General features: G+C 62.1%; 18 protein-coding genes. 13 read left to right on the top strand and 5 right to left on the bottom strand.

Translation table 11 applies throughout. From position 1 onward, the window contains the following. Nucleotides 1-108: 108 nt before the first annotated feature. A complete protein-coding gene (locus P3T17_RS25625; protein WP_429409320.1) occupies nucleotides 109-531 on the top strand; it encodes a DUF427 domain-containing protein in 423 nt (140 codons plus the stop codon). A 34-nt stretch (nucleotides 532-565) separates the two neighbouring features. Further along, entirely contained in the window at nucleotides 566-1318 is a 753-nt protein-coding gene (locus tag P3T17_RS25620; protein WP_429409319.1) for a CoxG family protein, read from the top strand. Nucleotides 1319-1325: 7 nt separating this feature from the next. Here P3T17_RS25620 and P3T17_RS25615 read toward each other — a convergent pair whose 3' ends face one another. Further along, nucleotides 1326-1985: a TetR family transcriptional regulator gene (locus tag P3T17_RS25615; RefSeq protein WP_429409318.1), complete on the bottom strand. Its 660-nt coding sequence runs from the start codon at nucleotides 1983-1985 to the stop codon at nucleotides 1326-1328. Nucleotides 1986-2407: 422 nt separating this feature from the next. Between P3T17_RS25615 and P3T17_RS25610 the strand changes: the two genes are divergently transcribed. From P3T17_RS25610 to P3T17_RS25600, 3 genes are read left to right on the top strand one after another with little or no spacing between them, the layout of a single operon-like run. After that, nucleotides 2408-3634: an efflux RND transporter periplasmic adaptor subunit gene (locus P3T17_RS25610; RefSeq protein ID WP_074263469.1), complete on the top strand. Its 1227-nt coding sequence runs from the start codon at nucleotides 2408-2410 to the stop codon at nucleotides 3632-3634. 15 nt (nucleotides 3635-3649) lie between these two features. After that, the gene (locus tag P3T17_RS25605) at nucleotides 3650-6859 is read left to right on the top strand and encodes an efflux RND transporter permease subunit (RefSeq protein WP_074263470.1); all 3210 of its coding nucleotides are present in this window, start codon (nucleotides 3650-3652) and stop codon (nucleotides 6857-6859) included. A gap of 1 nt (nucleotide 6860) precedes the next feature. Continuing rightward, nucleotides 6861-8384, top strand: coding sequence for an efflux transporter outer membrane subunit (locus P3T17_RS25600; RefSeq protein ID WP_429409316.1), 1524 nt, complete (start codon nucleotides 6861-6863; stop codon nucleotides 8382-8384). Nucleotides 8385-8599: 215 nt separating this feature from the next. Here the strand turns inward: P3T17_RS25600 and P3T17_RS25595 are convergent, their stop codons facing one another. Then, nucleotides 8600-10015 (bottom strand): nucleobase:cation symporter-2 family protein, encoded by a 1416-nt coding sequence (locus P3T17_RS25595; RefSeq protein ID WP_074263472.1) that lies wholly within the window; start codon nucleotides 10013-10015, stop codon nucleotides 8600-8602. Between the two features lie 485 nt (nucleotides 10016-10500). Between P3T17_RS25595 and P3T17_RS25590 the strand changes: the two genes are divergently transcribed. Further along, nucleotides 10501-11607, top strand: a complete 1107-nt coding sequence (locus P3T17_RS25590) for an S-(hydroxymethyl)glutathione dehydrogenase/class III alcohol dehydrogenase (RefSeq protein ID WP_074263473.1) — start codon at nucleotides 10501-10503, stop codon at nucleotides 11605-11607. A gap of 34 nt (nucleotides 11608-11641) precedes the next feature. Then, nucleotides 11642-12505, top strand: coding sequence for an S-formylglutathione hydrolase (fghA, locus tag P3T17_RS25585; RefSeq protein ID WP_429409314.1), 864 nt, complete (start codon nucleotides 11642-11644; stop codon nucleotides 12503-12505). A gap of 11 nt (nucleotides 12506-12516) precedes the next feature. On the opposite strand, the gene P3T17_RS25580 is transcribed toward fghA, so the two are convergent. The 3 genes from P3T17_RS25580 to P3T17_RS25570 are packed head-to-tail and all read right to left on the bottom strand — an operon-like array spanning nucleotide 12517 to nucleotide 15211. Next, entirely contained in the window at nucleotides 12517-13299 is a 783-nt protein-coding gene (locus tag P3T17_RS25580) for a metal ABC transporter permease (protein WP_074263475.1), read from the bottom strand. Continuing rightward, the gene (locus P3T17_RS25575) at nucleotides 13292-14230 is read right to left on the bottom strand and encodes an ABC transporter ATP-binding protein (RefSeq protein WP_429409313.1); all 939 of its coding nucleotides are present in this window, start codon (nucleotides 14228-14230) and stop codon (nucleotides 13292-13294) included. The genes P3T17_RS25580 and P3T17_RS25575 overlap by 8 nt, the downstream gene beginning before the upstream one ends. Nucleotides 14231-14254: 24 nt before the next feature. Beyond that, the gene (locus P3T17_RS25570; RefSeq protein WP_429409312.1) at nucleotides 14255-15211 is read right to left on the bottom strand and encodes a metal ABC transporter solute-binding protein; all 957 of its coding nucleotides are present in this window, start codon (nucleotides 15209-15211) and stop codon (nucleotides 14255-14257) included. 345 nt (nucleotides 15212-15556) lie between these two features. Between P3T17_RS25570 and P3T17_RS25565 the strand changes: the two genes are divergently transcribed. The 6 genes from P3T17_RS25565 to P3T17_RS25540 all read left to right on the top strand — a co-directional run bounded on the left by P3T17_RS25565 (nucleotide 15557) and on the right by P3T17_RS25540 (nucleotide 21642). Further along, a complete protein-coding gene (locus P3T17_RS25565; protein ID WP_429409311.1) occupies nucleotides 15557-16339 on the top strand; it encodes an L-iditol 2-dehydrogenase in 783 nt (260 codons plus the stop codon). 78 nt (nucleotides 16340-16417) lie between these two features. After that, nucleotides 16418-17740 carry an ABC transporter substrate-binding protein gene (locus tag P3T17_RS25560; RefSeq protein WP_074263479.1) on the top strand — a complete coding sequence of 441 codons (1323 nt, stop codon included), beginning with the start codon at nucleotides 16418-16420 and terminating at the stop codon, nucleotides 17738-17740. A 178-nt stretch (nucleotides 17741-17918) separates the two neighbouring features. Further along, entirely contained in the window at nucleotides 17919-18854 is a 936-nt protein-coding gene (locus tag P3T17_RS25555; RefSeq protein ID WP_074263480.1) for a carbohydrate ABC transporter permease, read from the top strand. Then, complete coding sequence (locus tag P3T17_RS25550; RefSeq protein ID WP_074263481.1) at nucleotides 18851-19720, top strand: carbohydrate ABC transporter permease; 870 nt, start codon at nucleotides 18851-18853, stop codon at nucleotides 19718-19720. Before P3T17_RS25555 ends, P3T17_RS25550 begins: the two co-directional genes overlap by 4 nt. After that, nucleotides 19717-20421, top strand: a complete 705-nt coding sequence (locus tag P3T17_RS25545; RefSeq protein ID WP_429409310.1) for an HAD family hydrolase — start codon at nucleotides 19717-19719, stop codon at nucleotides 20419-20421. The genes P3T17_RS25550 and P3T17_RS25545 overlap by 4 nt, the downstream gene beginning before the upstream one ends. A 111-nt stretch (nucleotides 20422-20532) precedes the next feature. After that, entirely contained in the window at nucleotides 20533-21642 is a 1110-nt protein-coding gene (locus tag P3T17_RS25540) for an ABC transporter ATP-binding protein (protein WP_074263483.1), read from the top strand.

The raw sequence follows: 21642 nt of genomic DNA, 5'->3' as shown, positions 1-21642 counted from the left end.
CCGGGCGTTGAAGTCCGAGCCATTCCTGGGACGCTTCGTGTGGATGGTTGCCTGATCACTTTTTGGCCGCTGCCTGAACCGCCGTTTTATCGCATACGGAGTCCTGACATGAGCGATCCCACGCCGCCCGCAGGGAGTCCCCCAGGGACCTCCCACGGCGCTTCGGGTTCCGGTGCGGCTACTGGCGCTCATCGCATCGAGATTAGCGTCAACCATCACCGGGTGCGGGTGATCCATCAGGGCGTCACGATGGCCGACACGCAGGGCGCGCTCACGCTCACGGAGAGCGGCCTGCCCGAGGTATTTTATTTTCCGCGCGGCGATGTCAATATGGCGCGGCTCGAAAGCTCGAACCATACGTCGCGTTGCCCGTTCAAGGGCGAGGCGTCTTATTTCCATCTGCGCACCGAAGACGGCCTGGTTGAGAATGCCGCCTGGTGTTACGAAAACCCGCTCGACGGGGTCCAGCAGATCAAGGGCTATCTGGCGTTTTATGCTTCGCGTGTCGACCGCATCTATCAGACATCCTGATTGTGTAGACGGCGCGTTTCTCGGGGAGTGGGTCATGGAGCTGAACAACGCGTTACGGATTGCGCTTGCACCGGCCGATGTCTGGGACGCGCTGCAAGACATCGCGTTGTTGCGCGCGAGTCTCGACAACTGCGAGTCGTTCAGCCGCCTTGCGGGCGGCGAGTATGCGTTGACGCTGACGGTGCCGCTCGGACCGTTGCGCGCCCACTACGAAGTGCGCGCCCATGTCGCCAACAAGAACCCGGTACAGCTCGACGAGCCGCATCGTGCGCTCAACTTCAAGGCGCGCGCCGAAGGTGTCGGATCGCTGCGTGGACAGATCGATGTGACGCTGCGCGCGGACGATTCAGGGTCGAACAAGGCGCCGAGCACGCGGATCGATTATTCGGTGTGGGCCACCTTGACGGGGCCCCTCGCCGAATTGCCGACGCGCCAGATCGAGAATGCGCTGCACGAGCTAGCCGACGATTTCTTCACGGAGTTCTGCGCGGTCGTGCAGGCCAAGCATGGGCAAGGTCCAAACCGCGCGCGCGGCACCCACAGTCGGCGGCAGCATGTGTTCCTGCGGCCGATCAATCTTGGCAGCGTAGCGCGCCGGGTCAGGCCGCACGATCACGGAGGCTCGCTCTCCGGGCGTGCCACCAGCACGCTGTTCGGGGCACGCTCGCATAGCGTGTCGCATCGCGAGCCGACGCCGCATGCCATGCCGAACTGGGCGTGGGCCGCGATGATCTTCGTTGTCGCATTGCTGCTTTATGCCGCGCACTGGTTCAGTACCCAGAGCTGAGCGGACCTCAGGCTTTCTTCGCCTCGCCATTCGCGCCGGTGCGTAACGCCGGACTGAGCCGCAGCGCGTCGAACATGGCTTCCACCATCTGCTGCGCGTGCTCGGCGAAATCGGTGGAGTCGGGCAGAATCAGCATGTCCCTCAGCGAACCGCCAACGAACGCATGCAGCATCGTGGCTGCCAGTTTCGTGTCGAGATCGGGCGGCATCTGGCCTTTGGAGATTGCGTTGCGCAGGCCGATCTCGATCTTGCCGAGCCCCTCACGCATGTTGGTCTGATAGCGGACCATCACCGGGCCCATATCTTCTACGAACTCGCATTTCAGAAACAGAATGTCGAATACGCGTCGCCGCCGCGGATCGGCCGCGGTGTCGCGCAGACAAAGCGTGCAGATTTCGATCAGCCGTCCGAGCGGATCGACCTCTTCCGGGTTGATCGACGCGGCCTTCAGTTCGTCGAGCGGCAGCAGCACGCGGTCGAACATCTCGGTGAAGAGGTCACCTTTGTTGGCGAAGTGCCAGTAGATCGCCCCGCGGGTGACGCCCGCGGCCTGGGCGATGTCAGCCAGCGACGTGCGCGACACGCCTTTCTCGAAAAAGACCTTCTCGGCGGCATCGAGAATGCCGGCGCGCGTCTCCAACGCCTCTTCCTTGGTCCTTCTGACCATTTCGTCTGACCTGCGTATTGGTGGGATTACCCGGACACTTTTAAACGTGGCCCGTCACAATCCGCCCGCGCGTTTCGTCTTTAGCGAGCAGGTATTGCCTTGGACTGCCTGAAAGGATAGCGAAAGACACTTTTACATGCATTCGCGAATGTATATATAATAGCACCCCATCGATCGGATAGCCCAAGCCGTGACGACCGGTTAATATCCGTCACTGTTGCCTTTCAGAAAGCTTATGCGCCGTCCCAAAAGGGTCGACGGCGTGCGGCATTTCCCGGTTTGGCGCATATCGCCCGGGGTGCAGAGCGGGTCCGCACTACTGGGCTTCCGGTTACGCGTCGTAAGACGCATGCGTGCGCTGTCGTCCCCGGGGTAGGGATGCGCGCACTTTTCATTCTCTCAGCCTTGACAGAGGTCGCTCCATGCGCGTCGAACGGGTTCCATTTCGCTTAATCAGTGCCGCGACGGCTGCCGTATTGCTGGCAGCGTGCGGACCAAAACAATCGGCCCCGCCACAACAAACACCCGAAGTCGGCATCGTCACCGTCCAGCCGTCGGCCGTGCCGGTCGTCACCGAATTGCCGGGCCGCACCAATGCTTTCCTCGTGGCGCAAGTGCGCGCGCGGGTGGACGGCATCGTGCTGCGCCGTGAGTTCACCGAAGGCAGCGAAGTGAAGGCCGGTCAGCGTCTTTACAAGATCGATCCGGCGCCTTACATCGCGCAACTGAACAGCGCCAAGGCGACGCTTGCCAAGGCTCAGGCGAACCTCGTGTCCGTCACGGCGCAGGCCAGCCGCTACAAGGTGCTGGTCGCGGCCAACGCAGTCAGCAAGCAGGACTACGACAACGCAGTCGCTTCGGAAGGCCAGGCGGCGGCGGACGTCGCTTCGGGCAAGGCCGCTGTGGATACCGCGCAGATCAATCTTGGCTACACGGACGTCGTCTCGCCGGTGAGCGGCCAGGTCGGCATTTCGCAGGTGACGCCGGGCGCGTATGTGCAGGCGAGCGCGGCTACGTTGATGTCGACGGTCCAGGAACTGGATCCGATGTACGTCGACCTCACGCAATCGAGTCTCGACGGCCTCAAGCTGCGTCGCGATGTGCAGGAAGGTCGTCTGAAGACGAGCGGTCCGGATGCGGCGAAGGTCACGCTGATTCTCGAAGACGGCCGCACCTACTCCGAGAAGGGCAAGCTGCAGTTCAGCGACGTCACGGTCGATCAGAGCACCGGTTCCGTCACCGTGCGCGCGCTGTTCCAGAACAAGGACCGTGTGCTGCTGCCGGGCATGTTCGTGCGTGCACGCATCGAAGAAGGCGTGAACGATCAGGCGATCCTCGTACCGCAGATCGGCGTGACGCATGACCAGAAGGGCACGCCCACCGCGCTCGTCGTCGGTGCAGACAACAAGGTCGCGTTGCGTCAGCTCGTCACCTCGCGCACGTATGGCTCGAACTGGGTGGTCGACAGCGGCCTGAATCCGGGTGACCGCGTGATCGTGCAGGGCACCGACAAGGTTCGCCCCGGCATGGACGTCAAGACTGTCGCGGCGCAACTGCCTGCTTCCTCCGACGCGGCTGCTGCAGCTGCGCCGGCCGCCAGCGGTGCCCAGACGGCTCAGGCTGCTTCTGCAGCATCGGGCGCGCAATAACAGGGAGCCTGTTTCATGGCAAAGTTTTTTATCGATCGCCCGATTTTTGCATGGGTGATCGCCATCATTTTGATGCTCGCGGGCCTCGCGTCGATCTTTACGCTACCGATCGCGCAATACCCGACCATCGCGCCGCCGGCCGTGCAGATCAGCGCAACGTACCCGGGCGCATCGGCGAAGACGGTGGAAAACACCGTCACGCAGGTGATCGAGCAGCAGATGAGCGGTCTCGACCACTTGTTGTATATCTCGTCCACTTCCGATGACTCGGGTACGGCCACCATCACGCTGACGTTCGCCGCCGGCACTAATCCTGACATCGCACAGGTGCAGGTGCAGAACAAGCTGCAGTTGGCTACGCCGCTGCTTCCGCAGGCCGTGCAGCAGCTCGGTACCAAGGTCACCAAGTCGAGCAGCAGCTTCCTGCTCGTGATGGCCTTCAACTCCGAAGACGGCAGCATGAACAAGTACGACCTGGCGAACTACGTCGCGTCGAACATCGAAGACCCGGTCAGCCGGATCGACGGTGTGGGTACGGTCACGCTGTTCGGCTCGCAGTACGCCATGCGGATCTGGCTCGATGCGAACAAGCTCACCAACTTCGGTCTCACGCCGGTCGATGTGCAGACCGCGTTGACCGCGCAGAACGTGCAGGTCGCGGGCGGCTCGCTTGGCGGCACGCCGGCGGTACCGGGTCAGGCGCTGCAGGCCACGATCAGCGAAGCAACACTGCTGCAGACGCCGGAGCAGTTCGGCAACATTCTGCTGAAGGTGAATCAGGACGGCTCGCGCGTGCTGCTGAAGGACGTGGCGCGCATCGATCTGGGCGGCGAAAACTACAACTTCGACACCAAGTACAACGGTGTGCCGACGGCCGGCTTCGGCATTCAGCTCGCAACGGGTGCCAACGCGCTGGCTACGGCCAAGGCGGTGCGCGCGAAGGTCGACCAGTTGTCGAAGTACTTCCCGCACGGTCTTGTCGTGAAGTATCCGTATGACACGACACCGTTCGTGCGCCTGTCGATCGAAGAAGTGGTCAAGACGCTGCTCGAAGGGATCGTGCTGGTGTTCCTGGTCATGTACCTGTTCCTGCAAAACCTGCGCGCGACGTTGATTCCGACGATCGCGGTGCCGGTGGTGCTGCTCGGTACGTTCGCGATCATGAGCGCGGTGGGCTTCTCGATCAACGTGCTGTCCATGTTCGGGCTGGTGCTTGCCATTGGTCTGCTGGTGGACGATGCGATCGTGGTGGTGGAGAACGTCGAGCGGGTGATGGCTGAAGAGGGACTATCGCCACGCGATGCGACCCGCAAGGCCATGGACCAGATTACCGGTGCGCTGGTCGGTGTGGCGCTCGTGCTGTCGGCGGTGTTTGTGCCGGTGGCGTTCTCGGGCGGCTCGGTGGGCGCCATTTACCGGCAGTTCTCGCTGACGATCGTGTCGGCGATGGTGCTGTCCGTGCTGGTCGCATTGGTGTTGACGCCGGCACTCTGCGCGACGATTCTCAAACCGATTCCGCAGGGTCATCACGAAGAGAAGAAGGGTTTCTTCGGCTGGTTCAACCGGACCTTCGAGAAGAGCCGCGACAAGTACCACAGTGGTGTGCACCACGTGATCAAGCGCTCGGGCCGCTGGCTCATCATCTATCTGGTGGTGATCGTGGCGGTGGGCATGCTGTTCGTGCGTCTGCCGAAGTCGTTCCTGCCGGATGAAGACCAGGGCACGATGTTCGTGCTGGTGCAGACGCCGTCGGGCTCGACCCAGGAGACCACCGCGCATGCGCTGAAGGACATTTCCGACTACCTGCTCGACAAAGAGAAGGGCATCGTGGAATCCGTCTTCACGGTGAACGGTTTCAGCTTTGCCGGTCGCGGCCAGAACGCGGGTCTCGTGTTCGTGCGGATGAAGGACTACTCGCAGCGGCAACACGCCGACGAGAAGGTTCAGGCACTGGTGGGCCGGTTGTTCATGCACTTCGCGGGCTATAAGAATGCGCTGGTGTATCCGGTCAACCCGCCGTCGATTCCAGAACTGGGTACGGCATCGGGCTTCGACTTTGAACTGGAAGACCGTGCAGGGCTTGGCCACGAGAAGCTGATGGAAGCGCGCAACATGCTGCTCGGCATGGCCGCGAAGGATCCGGTGTTGGCGCAGGTACGTCCGAACGGGCTGAACGACACGCCGCAGTTCAACGTGACGATCGACCATGAGAAGGCTGCCGCGCTCGGCGTGTCGCTCGCCACGATCGACCAGACGTTCTCGATCGCCTGGGCATCGGCCTATGTGAACAACTTCCTCGATACCGACAGCCGGATCAAGAAGGTGTACCTGCAGGCTGACGCACCGTTCCGGATGAACCCGGAAGATCTGAACGACTGGTACGTGCGCAACGGCGCCGGCACGATGGTCCCGTTCTCGGCGTTCACGACCGGCACGTGGGCCTACGGTTCGCCGAAGCTCGAGCGCTACAACGGTATTTCCGCGGTGGAAATCCAGGGTGCGGCTGCGCCTGGCAAGAGTACGGGTCAGGCGAACGCGGCAATCGAGGCGATTGCGGCCAAGCTGCCGGCGGGTATTGGTTACGAGTGGACAGGTTTGTCGTTCCAGGAAATCCAGTCTGGTTCGCAAGCGCCTATCCTCTACGGTATCTCGATCCTCGTGGTGTTCCTGTGTCTCGCGGCGCTGTATGAAAGCTGGTCGATCCCGTTCTCGGTGATCATGGTGGTGCCGCTCGGCGTGTTGGGCGCACTGCTGGCCGCTACGCTGCGTGGCCTCGAGAACGACGTGTTCTTCCAGGTGGGTCTGTTGACCACCGTGGGGTTGTCGGCGAAGAACGCGATTCTGATCGTGGAATTCGCCCGCGAACTGCAGCAGGGCGAAGGCATGGGGCCGGTCGAGGCTGCGCTGGAAGCCGCGCGTCTGCGGTTGCGGCCAATCCTGATGACCTCGCTCGCGTTCATTCTCGGTGTGATGCCGCTGGCTATCAGTAACGGTGCTGGGTCTGCGAGCCAGCACGCGATTGGTACCGGCGTGATCGGCGGGATGCTGACGGCGACCTTCCTCGCGATTTTCATGATTCCGATGTTCTTCGTCGTGGTTCGTGCGAAGTTCGGCGGCGAGAAGGAAGATCCGGATGCGGCGCTCGAACACTATAACCAGCACCATCCTCATGATCCGCAGGGCGACGGTCATGATGGAAGCGGCTCGGGCAAGGAAGGACATTGAGATGCAAAAACACTCTTTGATAGCAGTGGCGGTCGCGTTCCTCGCTGCAGCTTGCACGATGGAGCCGAAGTACGACCGGCCGGCCGCACCGGTGTCGGGAACGTTTCCGACGGACGGCGTCTACGCGACGCAGCCGGGCCCGGCGAACGGCGGCGCGCGTAGCGCGAACGCCCAGGCCGCGTCCGATATCGGCTGGCGCGACTTCTTCGTCGATCCGCGCCTGCAACGGTTGATTGAGATTGCGCTGAAGAACAACCGCGATCTGCGCGTGTCGGTGCTGAATATCCAGCAATCGCAGGCGCAGTACCGGGTGGTGCGCGCGGGGCTTCTGCCGTCCGTCAGCGCGGCGGGTTCGGAGACGCGCACGCGTACTCCGGCGGATCTCGCGCTGCCGGGCGAGGAGCTCAGCACTGAGTATTCCGTCGGGCTGAATGCCTCGTGGGAACTCGACTTCTTCGGCCGGATTCGCAGCCTGAAGGATCAGGCGTTGGATCAATACCTCGCCACGGCGCAGGCGCGTAAGGCGGCGGAGATCTCGCTGGTGTCGCAGGTGGCGGATCAGTATCTGACGGTGCTGTCGTATGACGATCTGCTGAAGGTAACCGAAGGCACGCTGAAGACCGCGCAGGAATCGTATCGGATCAACAAGCTGCAGTTCGACAACGGCACAGGTTCCGAGCTCGATCTGCGCCAGGCGCAAACGGTGGTCGAGCAGGCCAACGCGAACTACCAGGCCGAGGCGCGTTTGCGTGCCCAGGCGGTCAACGCGCTGGTGTTGCTGGTTGGCGAACCGTTGCCTGACGATCTGCCGCCGGGTCTGACGCTCGACAACCAGAATCTCCTCACGGATATTCCGGCTGGCTTGCCGTCGGATCTGCTGACGCGGCGTCCGGACATCATGGAAGCCGAGGAGAACCTGCTGGCCGCCAACGCGAATATCGGTGCGGCCCGCGCAGCGTTCTTCCCGAAGATTTCGTTGACGGGCAACTTCGGCACGCTGAGTCCGACGTTGGGTACGCTGTTCAAGCCGGGTTCTGCGGCGTGGGGTTTCACACCGACGATCACCTTGCCGATTTTCGCTGGCGGTGAGAACAAGGCCAACCTCGACCTCGCTCACGTGCAGAAGAACATCCAGGTCGCGACGTACGAAAAGGCGATCCAGACGGCCTTCCGCGAGGTGGCGGACGGATTGGCTGCACGCGGCACGTACGACGAGCAGATTGCGGCGCTCGAACGCGATACCTTCGCGGAACAGCGGCGCCTGGATCTGTCGGATCTGCGCTATCGCAATGGTGTGGACAGCTATCTGTCGGTGCTGACTGCGCAGACCGATCTGTATTCGGCGCAGCAGGCGTTGATTTCGGCGCGGGTCGCGCGGCTGACGAACCTGGTCGATCTGTATCAATCGCTTGGTGGCGGGTGGCTCGAACACAGCGGCGATCAACCGCGTCCGGCCGATGCACCGGTGGACTACAGCGCGGCGCCGGGTGCAACGGCGGCGGCTTCTGCGCCTGCGGTGAATTAAGCACAGGGCGCGATAGCTCCAATGGCAGGCGGCGGGCTGTTGTTCTAGGCCTGCTGCTTACGTAGCAAACAGAAACGCCACGGCATGCCGTGGCGTTTCTGTTTCAGCGCTGCCGCGTCTATCGCACGACCTTTTCCGCGTGGCCTGTGCGCTCGGGCTTGCGGGCATCGCATGAGTGCCACCTCGCACCCACCAGCTTTTCCCCTCATTCCAACTCAGTGCAGATCCGCAGCCCTCAGCATTTCATCGCCCGGAGCGGCTTCTTCATTGCCACCACGTCCATCGAAATCATGTCCGGCGCGGCGGATTTCGCGCCTCGCGGTACGCTCTCCTTTGACGCCGTTAAACACGAGATTCAGCACGACCGCAGACACCGATGCCAACAGAATCCCGCTATGCAACAGCGGTGAAAGCGCCGGCGGCAGTCTGGAGAAAAACTGCGGCGACACCACCGGCACGAGACCGAGACCGATGCTCACCGCGACGATGAACAGGTTGTGGTGGTTCTTCACGAAATCGACCTTCGACAGCACCTTGATGCCGTTCGCGGCCACCATCCCGAACATCACGATGCCTGCACCGCCGAGCACGAACGCCGGCACCGACGCGACCACCTGAGCCATCTTCGGAAACAGACCAAGCAGCACGAGGATCACACCGCCCGTCGCGCAGACGAAGCGGCTCTTCACACCCGTCACGCCGATCAGCCCCACGTTCTGCGAGAACGATGTGTGCGGGAACGAGTTGAAGATGCCGCCGATCAACGTACCCAGGCCATCCACACGCAGGCCACGCACGAGCGTCTTCTGATCCACGGGGCGGTCCACCATATCGCCGACCGCGAGGAACATGCCGGTCGATTCGATGAACGTGACGAACATCACGGTGACCATCGTCGCGATGGCGAGCGGATCGAAGTGCGGCAGGCCGAAGTGGAACGGCATCACGATGCCCACCCACGGCGCGGCCGTCACACCTGCCATGTTGACGCGGCCGAGCAGCGCGGCGATCACAAAGCCAGCGACGATACCGAGCAACACAGAGATATTGGCCACGAAGCCTTTGCCGAACTTGTTGATCAGCAGGATCAGCGTGAGCACGACGAGCGACAGGCCCAGATACACCGGATTGCCGTAATCAGGATTGCCGACACCGCCGGCCGCCCAGTTGATACCAACCTCCATCAGCGACAAGCCGATCACCGAGATCACCACGCCGATCACCACGGGCGGGAAGAACCGCAACAGCTTGCCTACAGCAGGGGCCAGTAATATGCCCACCACGCCGGCCGCGATCGTCGAACCGAAGATATCGAGAATGCCCAGACTCGGGTTGGTGCCGATCGCCACCATCGGGCCGACGGCCGCAAACGTGCAGCCCATGATGACGGGCAGGCGAATGCCGAAGATCCACAGGCCGAGCGTCTGGATCAGCGTGGCGATGCCGCAGGAGAAGAGATCGGCGCTGATCAGGAACGCAATCTGATCCTTCGGCAGTTTGAGCGCGCTGCCGACGATCAGCGGCACCGCCACTGCGCCGGCATACATGACGAGGACGTGCTGAATGCCGAGCGTGAGCAACTGGCCTGCGGGCAGTCGCTCGTCGCACGGGTGAACCGTGTTCGATTGCATTTTGTCTCTCTCCACCATCTCGTTTTGGGATGACTCCAAGGTATGCGGAGAGAAAAAGCACAACAAGACCACTGGGGCCTATTCCGGGCTTCGCGACGATCATATGGGTGGGGGCAATTTGAAAGCCGATCGAAATGCGTGGGCCGCGCAAACAGCCTGTGAGCCCCGCGCTGCGGTGCGAAGGTCGGACCGCAGCACGGGGCTGATGTAAAGCGATATGTGTGAGAATCCATGAGGTGTATTCGAGGCGACGCATAGTGCCGTTTTGGCGCCGCTTCCGGAGTGGCGGGGTAAACCCGCAATTGGCGTTTCCCGGAGCCCCCGCTCTCTCAAACATGCAATCGTCGCTGACACATGCCTTGAACTGGCGGTGGTGAACGCTGGAATACGCGCGCCGCAGTTTTCAGCGATCATAGGCGCCGGTCGTGTTGAAGGTTCAAGCCGCGCATCACGAGATTGATTCAAGAACTACAGGAGCATTCACCATGAAGACGAAAGCAGCCATCGCATGGAAGGCCGGCGCACCGCTGACGATCGAGGAAGTCGATCTGGAAGGGCCGCGTGCCGGCGAAGTGCTGATCGAAGTGAAAGCCACCGGTATTTGCCACACCGACTACTACACGTTGTCGGGCGCGGACCCGGAAGGCATCTTCCCAGCGATTCTTGGCCATGAAGGCGCGGGCGTAATCGTCGACGTCGGGCCGGGCGTCGGCACCCTGAAGAAGGGCGATCACGTGATTCCGCTCTACACGCCGGAGTGCCGTCAGTGCAAGTTCTGTCTGTCGCGCAAGACCAATCTGTGTCAGGCGATTCGTTCGACGCAGGGCAAAGGGCTCATGCCCGATGCTACTTCGCGCTTCTCTCTGGACGGCAAGCCGTTGTTCCATTACATGGGGACGTCGACGTTCTCGAACTACATCGTGGTGCCGGAGATTGCGGTGGCGAAGGTGCGTGAAGACGCGCCGTTCGACAAGATCTGCTACATCGGCTGCGGTGTGACGACTGGCGTCGGCGCAGTGGTGTACTCGGCCAAGGTCGAGGCGGGTGCGAACGTGGTGGTGTTCGGTCTCGGCGGGATCGGGTTGAACGTGATCCAGGGCGCGAAGATGGTGGGCGCGGACAAGATCATCGGCGTCGATCTGAACCCGGGGCGGGTCGAGCTCGCGAAGAAATTCGGTATGACGCACTTCATCAACCCGACTGAAGTCGAGAACGTCGTCGATCATATCGTTCAACTGACCGACGGCGGCGCCGACTACTCGTTCGAATGCATCGGCAACACGAAGGTGATGCGCCAGGCGCTCGAGTGCACGCACAAGGGCTGGGGACAGTCGTTCATCATCGGCGTGGCGGCAGCAGGTGAAGAAATCAGCACCCGTCCGTTCCAGCTCGTGACGGGTCGTCAATGGAAGGGTTCTGCGTTCGGCGGCGCACGTGGCCGCACCGATGTGCCGAAGATCGTCGACTGGTATATGGAAGGCAAGATCAACATCGACGATCTGATCACGCACCGTCTGCCGCTCGATCGCATCAACGAAGGCTTCGACCTGATGAAGAAGGGCGAGTCGATCCGCTCGGTCGTGCTGTACTGATGCCGGATTCACCTTGCATTCAAGGGAGGGCGCGATGCTCGAACTGCTAGCCAATCACACCTGCTACGGCGGCGCGCAGCGTATCTACAAGCATGAGTCGAAGGTGATCGGGCTGCCTATGCGTTTTGCGGTGTATCTACCGCCGCAAGCCACGCAGGGAGCCGATGCCGCGGAGGTGAAGGTGCCGGCGCTGTTCTACCTCGCGGGTCTCACCTGTACCGAGGAAACCTTCCCGATCAAGGCAGGCGCGCAGCGCTTCGCCGCGCAGCACGGGATTGCGCTGATCGCACCGGACACCAGTCCGCGCGGTGCGGGTATCCCGGGCGAAAGCGCGGCATGGGACTTCGGCGTGGGTGCGGGATTTTATGTCGATGCGACTGAGGAACCCTGGTCGAAGCACTTCCGGATGTACTCGTACGTGCGCGACGAACTGCGAGAAACGGTGCTGGCGAATCTGCCGGTGGACGGCGAGCGGCTCGGCATCTTCGGTCACTCGATGGGTGGCCACGGCGCGCTGATGCTGGCGCTACGCAATCCACAGATTTACCGGTCGGTGTCGGCGTTCGCGCCGATTGCGGCGCCCTCGATCGCTCCGTGGGGCGAGAAGGCGTTCGGCGGCTATCTGGGCCGAGATCGGGAAGCGTGGAAGGCGTACGACGCGAGCGAACTGGTGGCGAACACCTCGCACAAGTTCGCGGAGGGGATTCTGATCGATCAGGGTCTGTCGGACCAGTTTCTTTCCGAGCAGTTATACCCCGATGTGTTCGAAGCGGCGTGCCATGCCGCAGGACAGCCGTTGATGCTGCGGCGTCACGTGGGTTACGACCACGGGTACTTTTTCATCTCGACGTTCATCGAGGATCATATTGCGCATCACGCGAAGGTTTTGCTCGCCTGATGCGCGATCTCTCACCGCCGGCCTAGCAAACTCCCGCCATATACCAAGGCGGCTAGCGCGGTGATCCAGAAGCTCGTCGGCCAATCCGTATAAAACGCGAGCGTGAGTCCCAGCCACGCTTGCACCAGCGCGAGCAGCGCCGCGAGCACGAGCCCGGTGGAGAGCCTCGTGGTGAGGTTCTGCGCCGCGGCCGCCGGCCCTACCATCAGCGTGAACACCAGCAACACGCCGACGATCTGCGTGCATGCCGCCACTGCCAGCGCCGCAATCGCCAGAAACAGCACCGACACGAGCCGCAGCGACACGCCCTTGGCCTCGGCCAGTTCCGGTTGAAGCGAAGCGAACAGCAACGGCCGCATGATCGCGGCGAGCGCAAGCAGGCTGAGCAGACCGAGTCCCGCGAGCACGCCCAGCGTGGACGCGTTCACGCCGAGCACATTGCCGAACAGCAGTGCAGTGACCTGAGTCGCGTAAGCGGTAAAGAAGTGCAGAAACAGCAGTCCGAAGCCGAGCGCGAGCGAGAGGATCACGCCGATCGCCACATCGCGCCCCGCGAGTTTCTCGCCGAGCGCGCCCATGCCGACACCTGCTGCCAACGTGAAACCAATCATCCCCCAGATCGGCGAGATGCCAAGCAGCACCGCGCCGGTCGCACCGGTGAAGCCGACGTGCGAGAGCGCGTGGCCTGCAAACGTCTGTCCGCGCATCACCAGAAAATAGCCAACAATCCCTGCCAGCACCGCGACGATCCCCGACGCCGCGAATGCGTTCACCATGAAATCGTATTCAAACATCGTTCGTGTGTCCGTCGCGTGAGGCGTGGTGATGGCCGTGTGAGTGGCCATGGCCGTGCTTATGCCCGTGGCCCGACGCGCCGCCATGATCGTGATCATGGGCGTCGTCTTCGTGTTCGTGATCGTGCTTTTCGACTTCGACGTCGCCTGACATCACGAAGATGCGGCCATTCACGCGCATCACGTCGATGGCCGAGCCGTAGAGCCGCGACAGCACCGGCTTCGTGATAACTTCATCAACCGTGCCGAGTGCTGCGACTCCGCTGCCCAGGTACAGCACCCGGTCGAGCGCATGTAGCAGCGGGTTGAGTTCGTGCGCAGAGAACAGCACCGCGATGCCGAGTTCCTGCTGCACGTTGCGCACCAGTTCGACCACGCTCTTTTGATGATGCGGATCCAGACTGATCAGCGGCTCATCGAGCAGCAGCAGTTTGGGATTGCCGAGCAGGCACTGCGCGAGCAATAGACGCTGACGCTCGCCGCCCGACAGCTCGGACAAAGGCCGCGCCGCCAGCGCTCGACCGCCCACCAGATCCAGCACGCGTTCCACATCTGCGCGCGTTTTCGCGTCGGCGTGCGGCAGACCCCAGCGATGACCATCGGCCGCCATCGCGACAAAATCGCGGCCGCGCACGCGGCGGCCGGCGAGCGCGGCGCGCGTCTGCGGCATATATCCAATCGACGCGTTGCCGCGCACTACCGGCTGACCGAGGACGCGGATCGTGCCGCTCGCCGCCGGCACGAGGCCGAGCACGGCACGCATCAGCGTGGTTTTACCCGCGCCGTTCGGCCCGAGCACGCCGATGAATTCACCTTGATTCACCTGCAGACTGGTGTCGCGCAGGATGGCACGGCCGCCCAGTTCCAGCGTCACGTTCTCGAGTTCGAGAACGGGCGCGGCATTGGACGATGTGCGGCCAGTCAGAGTCATTACGTGGTTCCGATGGTTACTGCCTTATTTGGCTGCCGCTGACGCCGCTGCCGGCGCACCGGTATCACCCGCCGCCAGCGCCGCGGAGAGCGCGTCCAGTTGCGAGAGCATCCACACCTGGTAGTTTTTGCCGGCCGGTTCCGTTTCCGTGACGCTCATGGTCGGCACGTGCGATTGCTGCGCGAGTTTCAACATGCGTTTGGTCAGGGCCTCGGTTGCCTGGCTGTTATAGATCAGGACCCGCACGCGCTTTTCGCGCAGGTCGCGTTCGAACGTAGCGATATCCGATGCGCTCGCTTCCGTGTCGTTCATCGTCGCCAGCTGGAAGCGCATATTGCGCATCGTCAGGCCGATGGCGTCCGACATGTAGCCGAACACCGGTTCCGTCGCCGTCACCGGTACGCCGGCATAGCGGCCGTGCAGATCGGCCACCTTGGCGTCGATCGGCTTGAGCGAATCGAGAAACTTCGCGAGGTTCGCATCGTACGCCGACTTGTTCGCCGGGTCAGCCGTTTCGAGTGCCGTGGTGACTGCACGGGCTACTGCGGGCATGGTTGCCGGGTTATACCAGAGGTGCGGATTGTCGCCGCTTTTCTTGCCGATCAGATCGGCGGCGACGATGATCGTGCGCTTTGCATTGTTCTTCGATGCGTTCAGCAGCTTCGCCATCCACGGATCGTAATCGGCGCCGTTGTAGACCACAAGGTTCGCGTGCTGCAACGCGCGGGCGGTCTTCGGACTCGCTTCGAACAGATGCGGGTCTTCGTCCGGGTTGCTCAGGATGCTGGTGACGTCCACATGGTCGCCGCCCAGCTGATGCACCACGTCACCGTAGAAGTTCTCCGCGGCCACCACCTGGATCTTCGCATCCTGCGCGAAGGCGCCTTGGCCGAGCGCCAGCACGGCGGCGCCGGCCACCAGATACTTCGACAGGCTGAGCGCACGGCGCGCATCGTGCCACTTCAAGCTGAGTTTGTTCATCGGTATCCCTGCTGCTAAAGAGTTGAATGCGAAGGGTGCCGGCCGATCCGGGAGAGCTTCGCGGTTAAGCGGGGATGCAATGATATAACGTATCTAATAAGTTTGTCAGCGGCTGAGGGCAGTCCGCTGCCGGCGTATTGCCGCCACAGGTGCGTGCCGCGGCCTCGACAGAGCACGACGAACTGACTCCCCCCAGCACTGCCGCGCTGCACCATCGAAATCTCGTTAACCGCCTTGACATGACCGGACGCGTATCCGATCATTCGATCACCAACAGAGCAATTGTTCGCGCAACGAGCGTTCGCTCACCGCGCGACAAAACTCGAAACGAACCGGAGACACGCAGTGGCAACGCGATTGCAAGGGAAAGTGGCGATCCTCACAGGTGCAGCGAGCGGAATCGGCGAAGCCGTTGCCCGCCGGTATCTGGACGAAGGTGCGCGTTGCGTGCTGGTCGACGTCAAGCCGGCTGACGGCTTCGGAGCGGCGCTGCGCAACGCGGACGGCGACCGGGTGCTAACCATCAGCGCCGACGTCACGCGCCGCGAGGACATCCAGCGCATTGTCGCAAGCACGGTCGAACGCTTCGGCCAGATCGATATTCTCTTCAACAACGCCGCGCTGTTCGACATGCGTCCGATTCTCGACGAATCCTGGGACGTCTTCGACCGCCTCTTCGCCGTCAACGTCAAAGGCATGTTCTTCCTGATGCAGGCCGTCGCCCAGCGCATGGTCGAGCAGGGCCACGGCGGCAAGATCATCAACATGTCATCGCAGGCCGGCCGGCGCGGCGAGGCACTCGTTTCACACTACTGCGCAACCAAAGCCGCCGTACTAAGCTATACGCAGTCCGCTGCACTGGCGCTGGCGCCGCACAGGATCAACGTCAACGGGATCGCACCCGGGGTCGTGGATACGCCGATGTGGGATCAGGTCGACGCGCTCTTCGCGAAATATGAGAACCGTCAGCCCGGCGAAAAGAAGCGTCTGGTCGGCGAGGCGGTGCCGCTCGGCCGTATGGGTGTTCCCGACGACCTGACCGGCGCAGCGTTGTTCCTTGCTTCCGCTGATGCGGATTACATCACCGCACAGACGCTGAACGTCGATGGCGGCAACTGGATGAGCTAACCCGTGGGCCCTTACCTGCTTAACGCCCGTTTGCACAACAACGCAGTAAAACATAACGTACTAGAAAGGAGACAAGTGATGAAAGCAGCCATGAAACCCGCGCTCAAGGCCGTCGGTGCCGCCGCCGTTGCGTGCGCAGCGTTGAACGCCACGGCCGGGACGGTGACGATCGCGACGTTGAACAACCCGGACATGATCGAGCTGAAGAAGCTGTCGCCGGCGTTCGAGCAGGCCAATCCGGACATCAAGCTGAACTGGGTGATCCTGGAAGAAAACGTGCTGCGTCAGCGCGCCACCACCGACATCACGACCGGCAGCGGCCAGTTCGACGTGATGACGATCGGTGCGTACGAGACGCCGCAATGGGGCAAGCGCGGCTGGCTCACCCCGATCACGAACCTGCCCGCCGCCTATGATCTGAACGACGTCGTGAAGACGGCGCGCGAGGGGCTCTCGTACAACGGCTCGCTGTACGCGCTGCCGTTCTACGTCGAAAGCTCGATGACGTATTACCGCAAGGACCTGTTCGCAGCGAAGGGTCTGACGATGCCGGATCAGCCGACTTATGACCAGATCCAGCAATTCGCCGACAAGCTCACCGACAAGGCCAACGGCATCTACGGTATCTGCCTGCGCGGCAAGGCCGGCTGGGGCGAAAACATGGCGTACGCGACCACGGTCGTGAACACCTTCGGCGGCCGCTGGTTCAATGAGAAGTGGGAACCGCAGCTCACGTCGCCGGAATGGAAGAAGGCTATCGGCTTCTACGTCAACCTGCTGCAAAAAGACGGCCCTCCGGGCGCAAGCTCGAACGGCTTCAACGAAAACCTGACGCTGATGTCATCGGGCAAGTGCGCGATGTGGATCGATGCGACGGTGGCGGCCGGCATGCTGTACAACAAGCAGCAATCGCAGATCGCCGACAAGGTGGGTTTTGCTGCCGCTCCGACCGAAGTGACGCCGAACGGCGCACACTGGCTGTGGGCCTGGGCGCTGGCAATTCCGAAGTCGTCCAAGCAGGCTGATGCTGCGAAGAAGTTCATCGCGTGGGCCACCTCGAAGGAATACATCGAGATGGTCGCGAAGGATGAAGGCTGGGCCTCGGCGCCTCCGGGAACCCGTCAGTCGACCTATGCTCGTCCTGAGTACAAGGCGGCCGCACCGTTTGCCGACTTCGTGCTGAAGGCGATCGAAACGGCTGATCCGAATCATCCGACGCTCAAACCGGTGCCGTACACCGGTGTGCAGTTCGTCGGCATTCCTGAGTTTCAGTCGTTTGGTACGGTAGTGGGCCAAAGCATCTCGGGTGCCCTCGCCGGACAGATGACCGTCGACCAGGCACTGGCAGCCGGACAGGCTACCGCCGAACGTGCTGTGCGTCAGGCCGGTTATCTGAAGTGACGTGAAACACGCCGGCTGACGCCAGTCAGCCGGCCCTTGCAGCACAGCGGGCCGTCGCGGCTGAGCCGTTACGCCTGAGCCACGTCCCGGTCGCACCCGCTTCGCCGCGACCGGCAGCACCTCGGGCTGAACTTTCAGCCGCGCGTTTACCGCGCTTTACCGAACAGGTGGTCACATCATGCGTCCTCTGCGCCTTCCTCTCATGCATGCCACTCCCCAGACCGAAAAAGAGCGCGAAACGCGCAAAGCCAATTCCGCGCGCTGGTTAGCGGCGCCGTCCACTGCTGTACTGGTACTGTGGATGGCGATTCCGTTGGCGATGACGATCTGGTTTTCGTTCTCGCACTACAACCTGCTCAACCCTGATGAAAAGGGTTTTGCGGGGATCGACAACTACAAGTACCTCGCTACAGACCCGTCGTTTGGACCGTCGATCGGACACACGCTCGAACTGATTATCGCCACGCTGGTGATTACGGTAGTGGGCGGCGTGCTGATGTCGGTGCTGTTCGACCGTAAGTTCTACGGCCAGGGTGTCGCACGGCTGCTGGCGATTGCGCCGTTCTTCGTGATGCCGACGGTCAGCGCGCTGATCTGGAAGAACATGATCCTGCATCCGGTGTACGGCCTGATCGCGCAGGGTATGCGCGCCATAGGCATGCAGCCGATCGACTGGTTCGCCGACTATCCGCTCACCGCGATCATCATGATCGTCTCGTGGCAGTGGTTACCGTTCGCGTTCCTGATTTTGTTCACGGCCATCCAGTCGCTCGACCAGGAGCAGAAGGAAGCGGCCAAGATCGACGGCGCGGGTGCCTTCTCGATGTTCTTCTACATCACACTGCCTCACCTGAAACGGGCGATTGCAGTGGTGGTGATGATGGAGACCATTTTCCTGCTGTCGATCTTCGCTGAAATCTATACGACGACAGGCGGCGGCCCAGGCACGGCGACCACCAATCTGTCTTACCTGATCTATTCGCTCGGCCTGCAACAGTTCGACGTGGGCCTCGCCTCGGCCGGCGGGATTCTCGCGGTGGTGCTGGCGAACATCGTGTCGTTCTTCCTTGTCCGCATGCTCGCGAAGAACCTGAAAGGGGAGTACGAAAAATGAGCCACGTTGCCGCTTCACCTGTTTCGTCGTCGGCCACCTCGTCGAAGAACGCGCCGTGGGCCGTCTTCAAGCGCGCGATTCCTGGTGTGTTCGCATGGCTGATCGCGTTGTTGCTGTTCTTCCCGATCTTCTGGATGACGATCACCGCGTTCAAGACCGAGCAGCAGGCTTATGCGTCGTCGTTGTTTTTCATCCCGACGCTGGACAGCTTCCGTGAGGTGTTCGCACGCAGCAACTATTTCTCGTTCGCGTGGAATTCGGTGCTGATTTCGGCGGGCGTCACGGTGCTGTGTCTGTTGCTCGCCGTGCCGTGTGCTTACGCGATGGCGTTCTTTCCGACCCGCCGCACGCAGAAGCTGCTGTTGTGGATGCTGTCGACGAAGATGATGCCGTCGGTGGGCGTGCTAGTGCCGATCTATCTGCTGTGGAAGAACTCCGGGCTGCTCGATACGGTGTCGGGGCTCGTGATCGTCTACACGCTGATCAATCTGCCGATTGCGGTGTGGATGACCTTCACGTACTTCGCCGAGATTCCGCGCGATATTCTTGAAGCAGGCCGCATGGATGGCGCGGCGACCTGGCAGGAAATCGTCTTCCTGCTGATGCCGATGTCGCTGCCGGGTCTGGCTTCCACGGCGCTGCTGCTGGTAATCCTGTCGTGGAACGAGGCGTTCTGGAGTATCAACCTGTCCAGTTCGAACGCGGCGCCGCTGACGGTGTTTATCGCGTCGTACTCGAGTCCTGAAGGGTTGTTCTGGGCCAAGCTTTCGGCCGCTTCGCTGCTGGCGGTGGCGCCGATCCTGATCGTCGGCTGGCTGTCGCAGAAGCAACTGGTGCGTGGGCTGACGTTCGGGGCGGTTAAATGACCGGTAACACCGTGACTGGTAACCGGCTGGCGTTGATCTGCGATTGCGACGGTGTCCTGATCGACAGCGAAGCGGTGGCGGCGCGCATGCTGGTGCATGAGCTGGAGGCGCGCTGGCCGGATACCGACGTCGAACCGGTGGTGCTGCCACTGCTTGGGTTGCGCATCGAACGGGTGCTCGAAAACGCTGCCGCGCAACTTGGCCGCAGCCTGAGCGCGGAAGACATGGCCTCGATACGCCACGCCGTCGAAGCTGCGGCGATGCAGGCACCTGCAGTCGCCGGCATTGCCGAGGCGCTCGCGCAGATTCCGCTTATCAAGGCATGCGCGAGCAACAGCTTCAAGGCGTATGTGCAAACGGTGCTGGCGCGCACGGGCCTCGAGAAGTTCTTCGATGGCCGGCTGTACTGTGCCGATGCCGTCGCCATGCCGAAACCCGCTCCGGACGTGTATCTGGCGGCGGCAAAGGGTTTCGGTCTGGCGAGCAGCGCCTGTCTGGTCGTGGAAGACAGCGTAACCGGCGTGACGGCGGCGAGCGCGGCAGGAATGACGGTGCTGGGATTTATCGGAGGCGGTCACGCGAGCGAGGCGCAGATCGGCGCGTTGCATGCGGCGGGTGCTTCCCACGTATTCGACGATATGACGCAACTGCCCGAGCTGGTGGCGCAATGGACCCAGCGCGTGACGGCGGCATTGCATTGAGAAGGTATCGAGAGGGTTTGCGAGCCGGGTGCGGAAAGAGACAGGCACACGCCGCTAGCGGACGCTGTCAAACTGGATTAACGTAGTACGAGAAACATACGGAGACACATCATGGCAAGCTTAACTCTGCGCAACATCAGAAAAGCCTACGACGACAATGAAGTGATGCGCGACGTCAATCTCGACATCGCGGACGGTGAGTTCGTTGTGTTCGTGGGCCCGAGCGGCTGCGGGAAATCGACGCTGATGCGCATGATCGCCGGCCTCGAGGACATCACGAGCGGCGATCTGAATATCGACGGCACGCGCGTGAACGACGTGCCGCCGGCCAAGCGCGGCATTGCGATGGTGTTCCAGTCATACGCGCTTTATCCGCACATGACGCTGTACGACAACATGGCGTTCGGGCTGAAGCTTGCCGGCACCAAGAAGCCGGAGATCGACGCGGCGGTGCGCAATGCAGCGAAGATTCTGCACATCGACCACCTGCTCGACCGCAAGCCCAAGCAGTTGTCGGGCGGCCAGCGGCAACGCGTGGCCATCGGCCGTGCGATTACGCGCAAGCCGAAGGTGTTCCTCTTCGACGAACCGCTGTCGAACCTCGATGCCGCGCTGCGCGTGAAGATGCGCCTGGAGTTCGCCCGTCTGCACGACGAGCTGAAGACCACGATGATCTACGTGACGCACGATCAGGTCGAGGCCATGACGCTGGCGGACAAGATCGTGGTGCTATCGGCGGGCAATGTCGAGCAGGTCGGCAGCCCGACGATGCTGTATCACGCGCCGGCCAACCGCTTCGTGGCAGGCTTTATCGGCTCGCCGAAAATGAACTTCATGGAGGGCGTGGTGCAGTCGGTTACGCACGACGGCGTCACGGTGCGCTACGAAACCGGCGAGACCCAGCGCGTTGCAGTGGAGCCGGGCACGGTGAAGCAGGGCGACAAGGTGACGGTTGGGATTCGCCCCGAGCATCTGCACGTCGGCACGACCGATGACGGCGTTTCGGCACGCACGATGGCGATTGAATCGCTTGGGGATGCGGCTTATCTGTACGCGGAATCGAGTGTGTCGCCGGAAGGTCTGATTGCGCGTATTCCGCCGCTCGAACGGCATACGAAGGGCGAGACGCAGAAGCTCGGCGCGACGCCCGAGCATTGCCATCTGTTCGACGCCCAAGGGAAAGCGTTCCAGCGCAAGATTGTCGAGGTACTGGCTGCTTAA

The sequence above is a fragment of the Paraburkholderia sp. GAS82 genome, from assembly GCF_050436285.1.
Taxonomy (GTDB): Bacteria; Pseudomonadota; Gammaproteobacteria; order Burkholderiales; family Burkholderiaceae; genus Paraburkholderia; species Paraburkholderia phenazinium_B.
The sequence above is the reverse complement of the archived record's forward strand: the minus strand, read 5'-3'. Positions and strand labels throughout refer to the sequence as shown.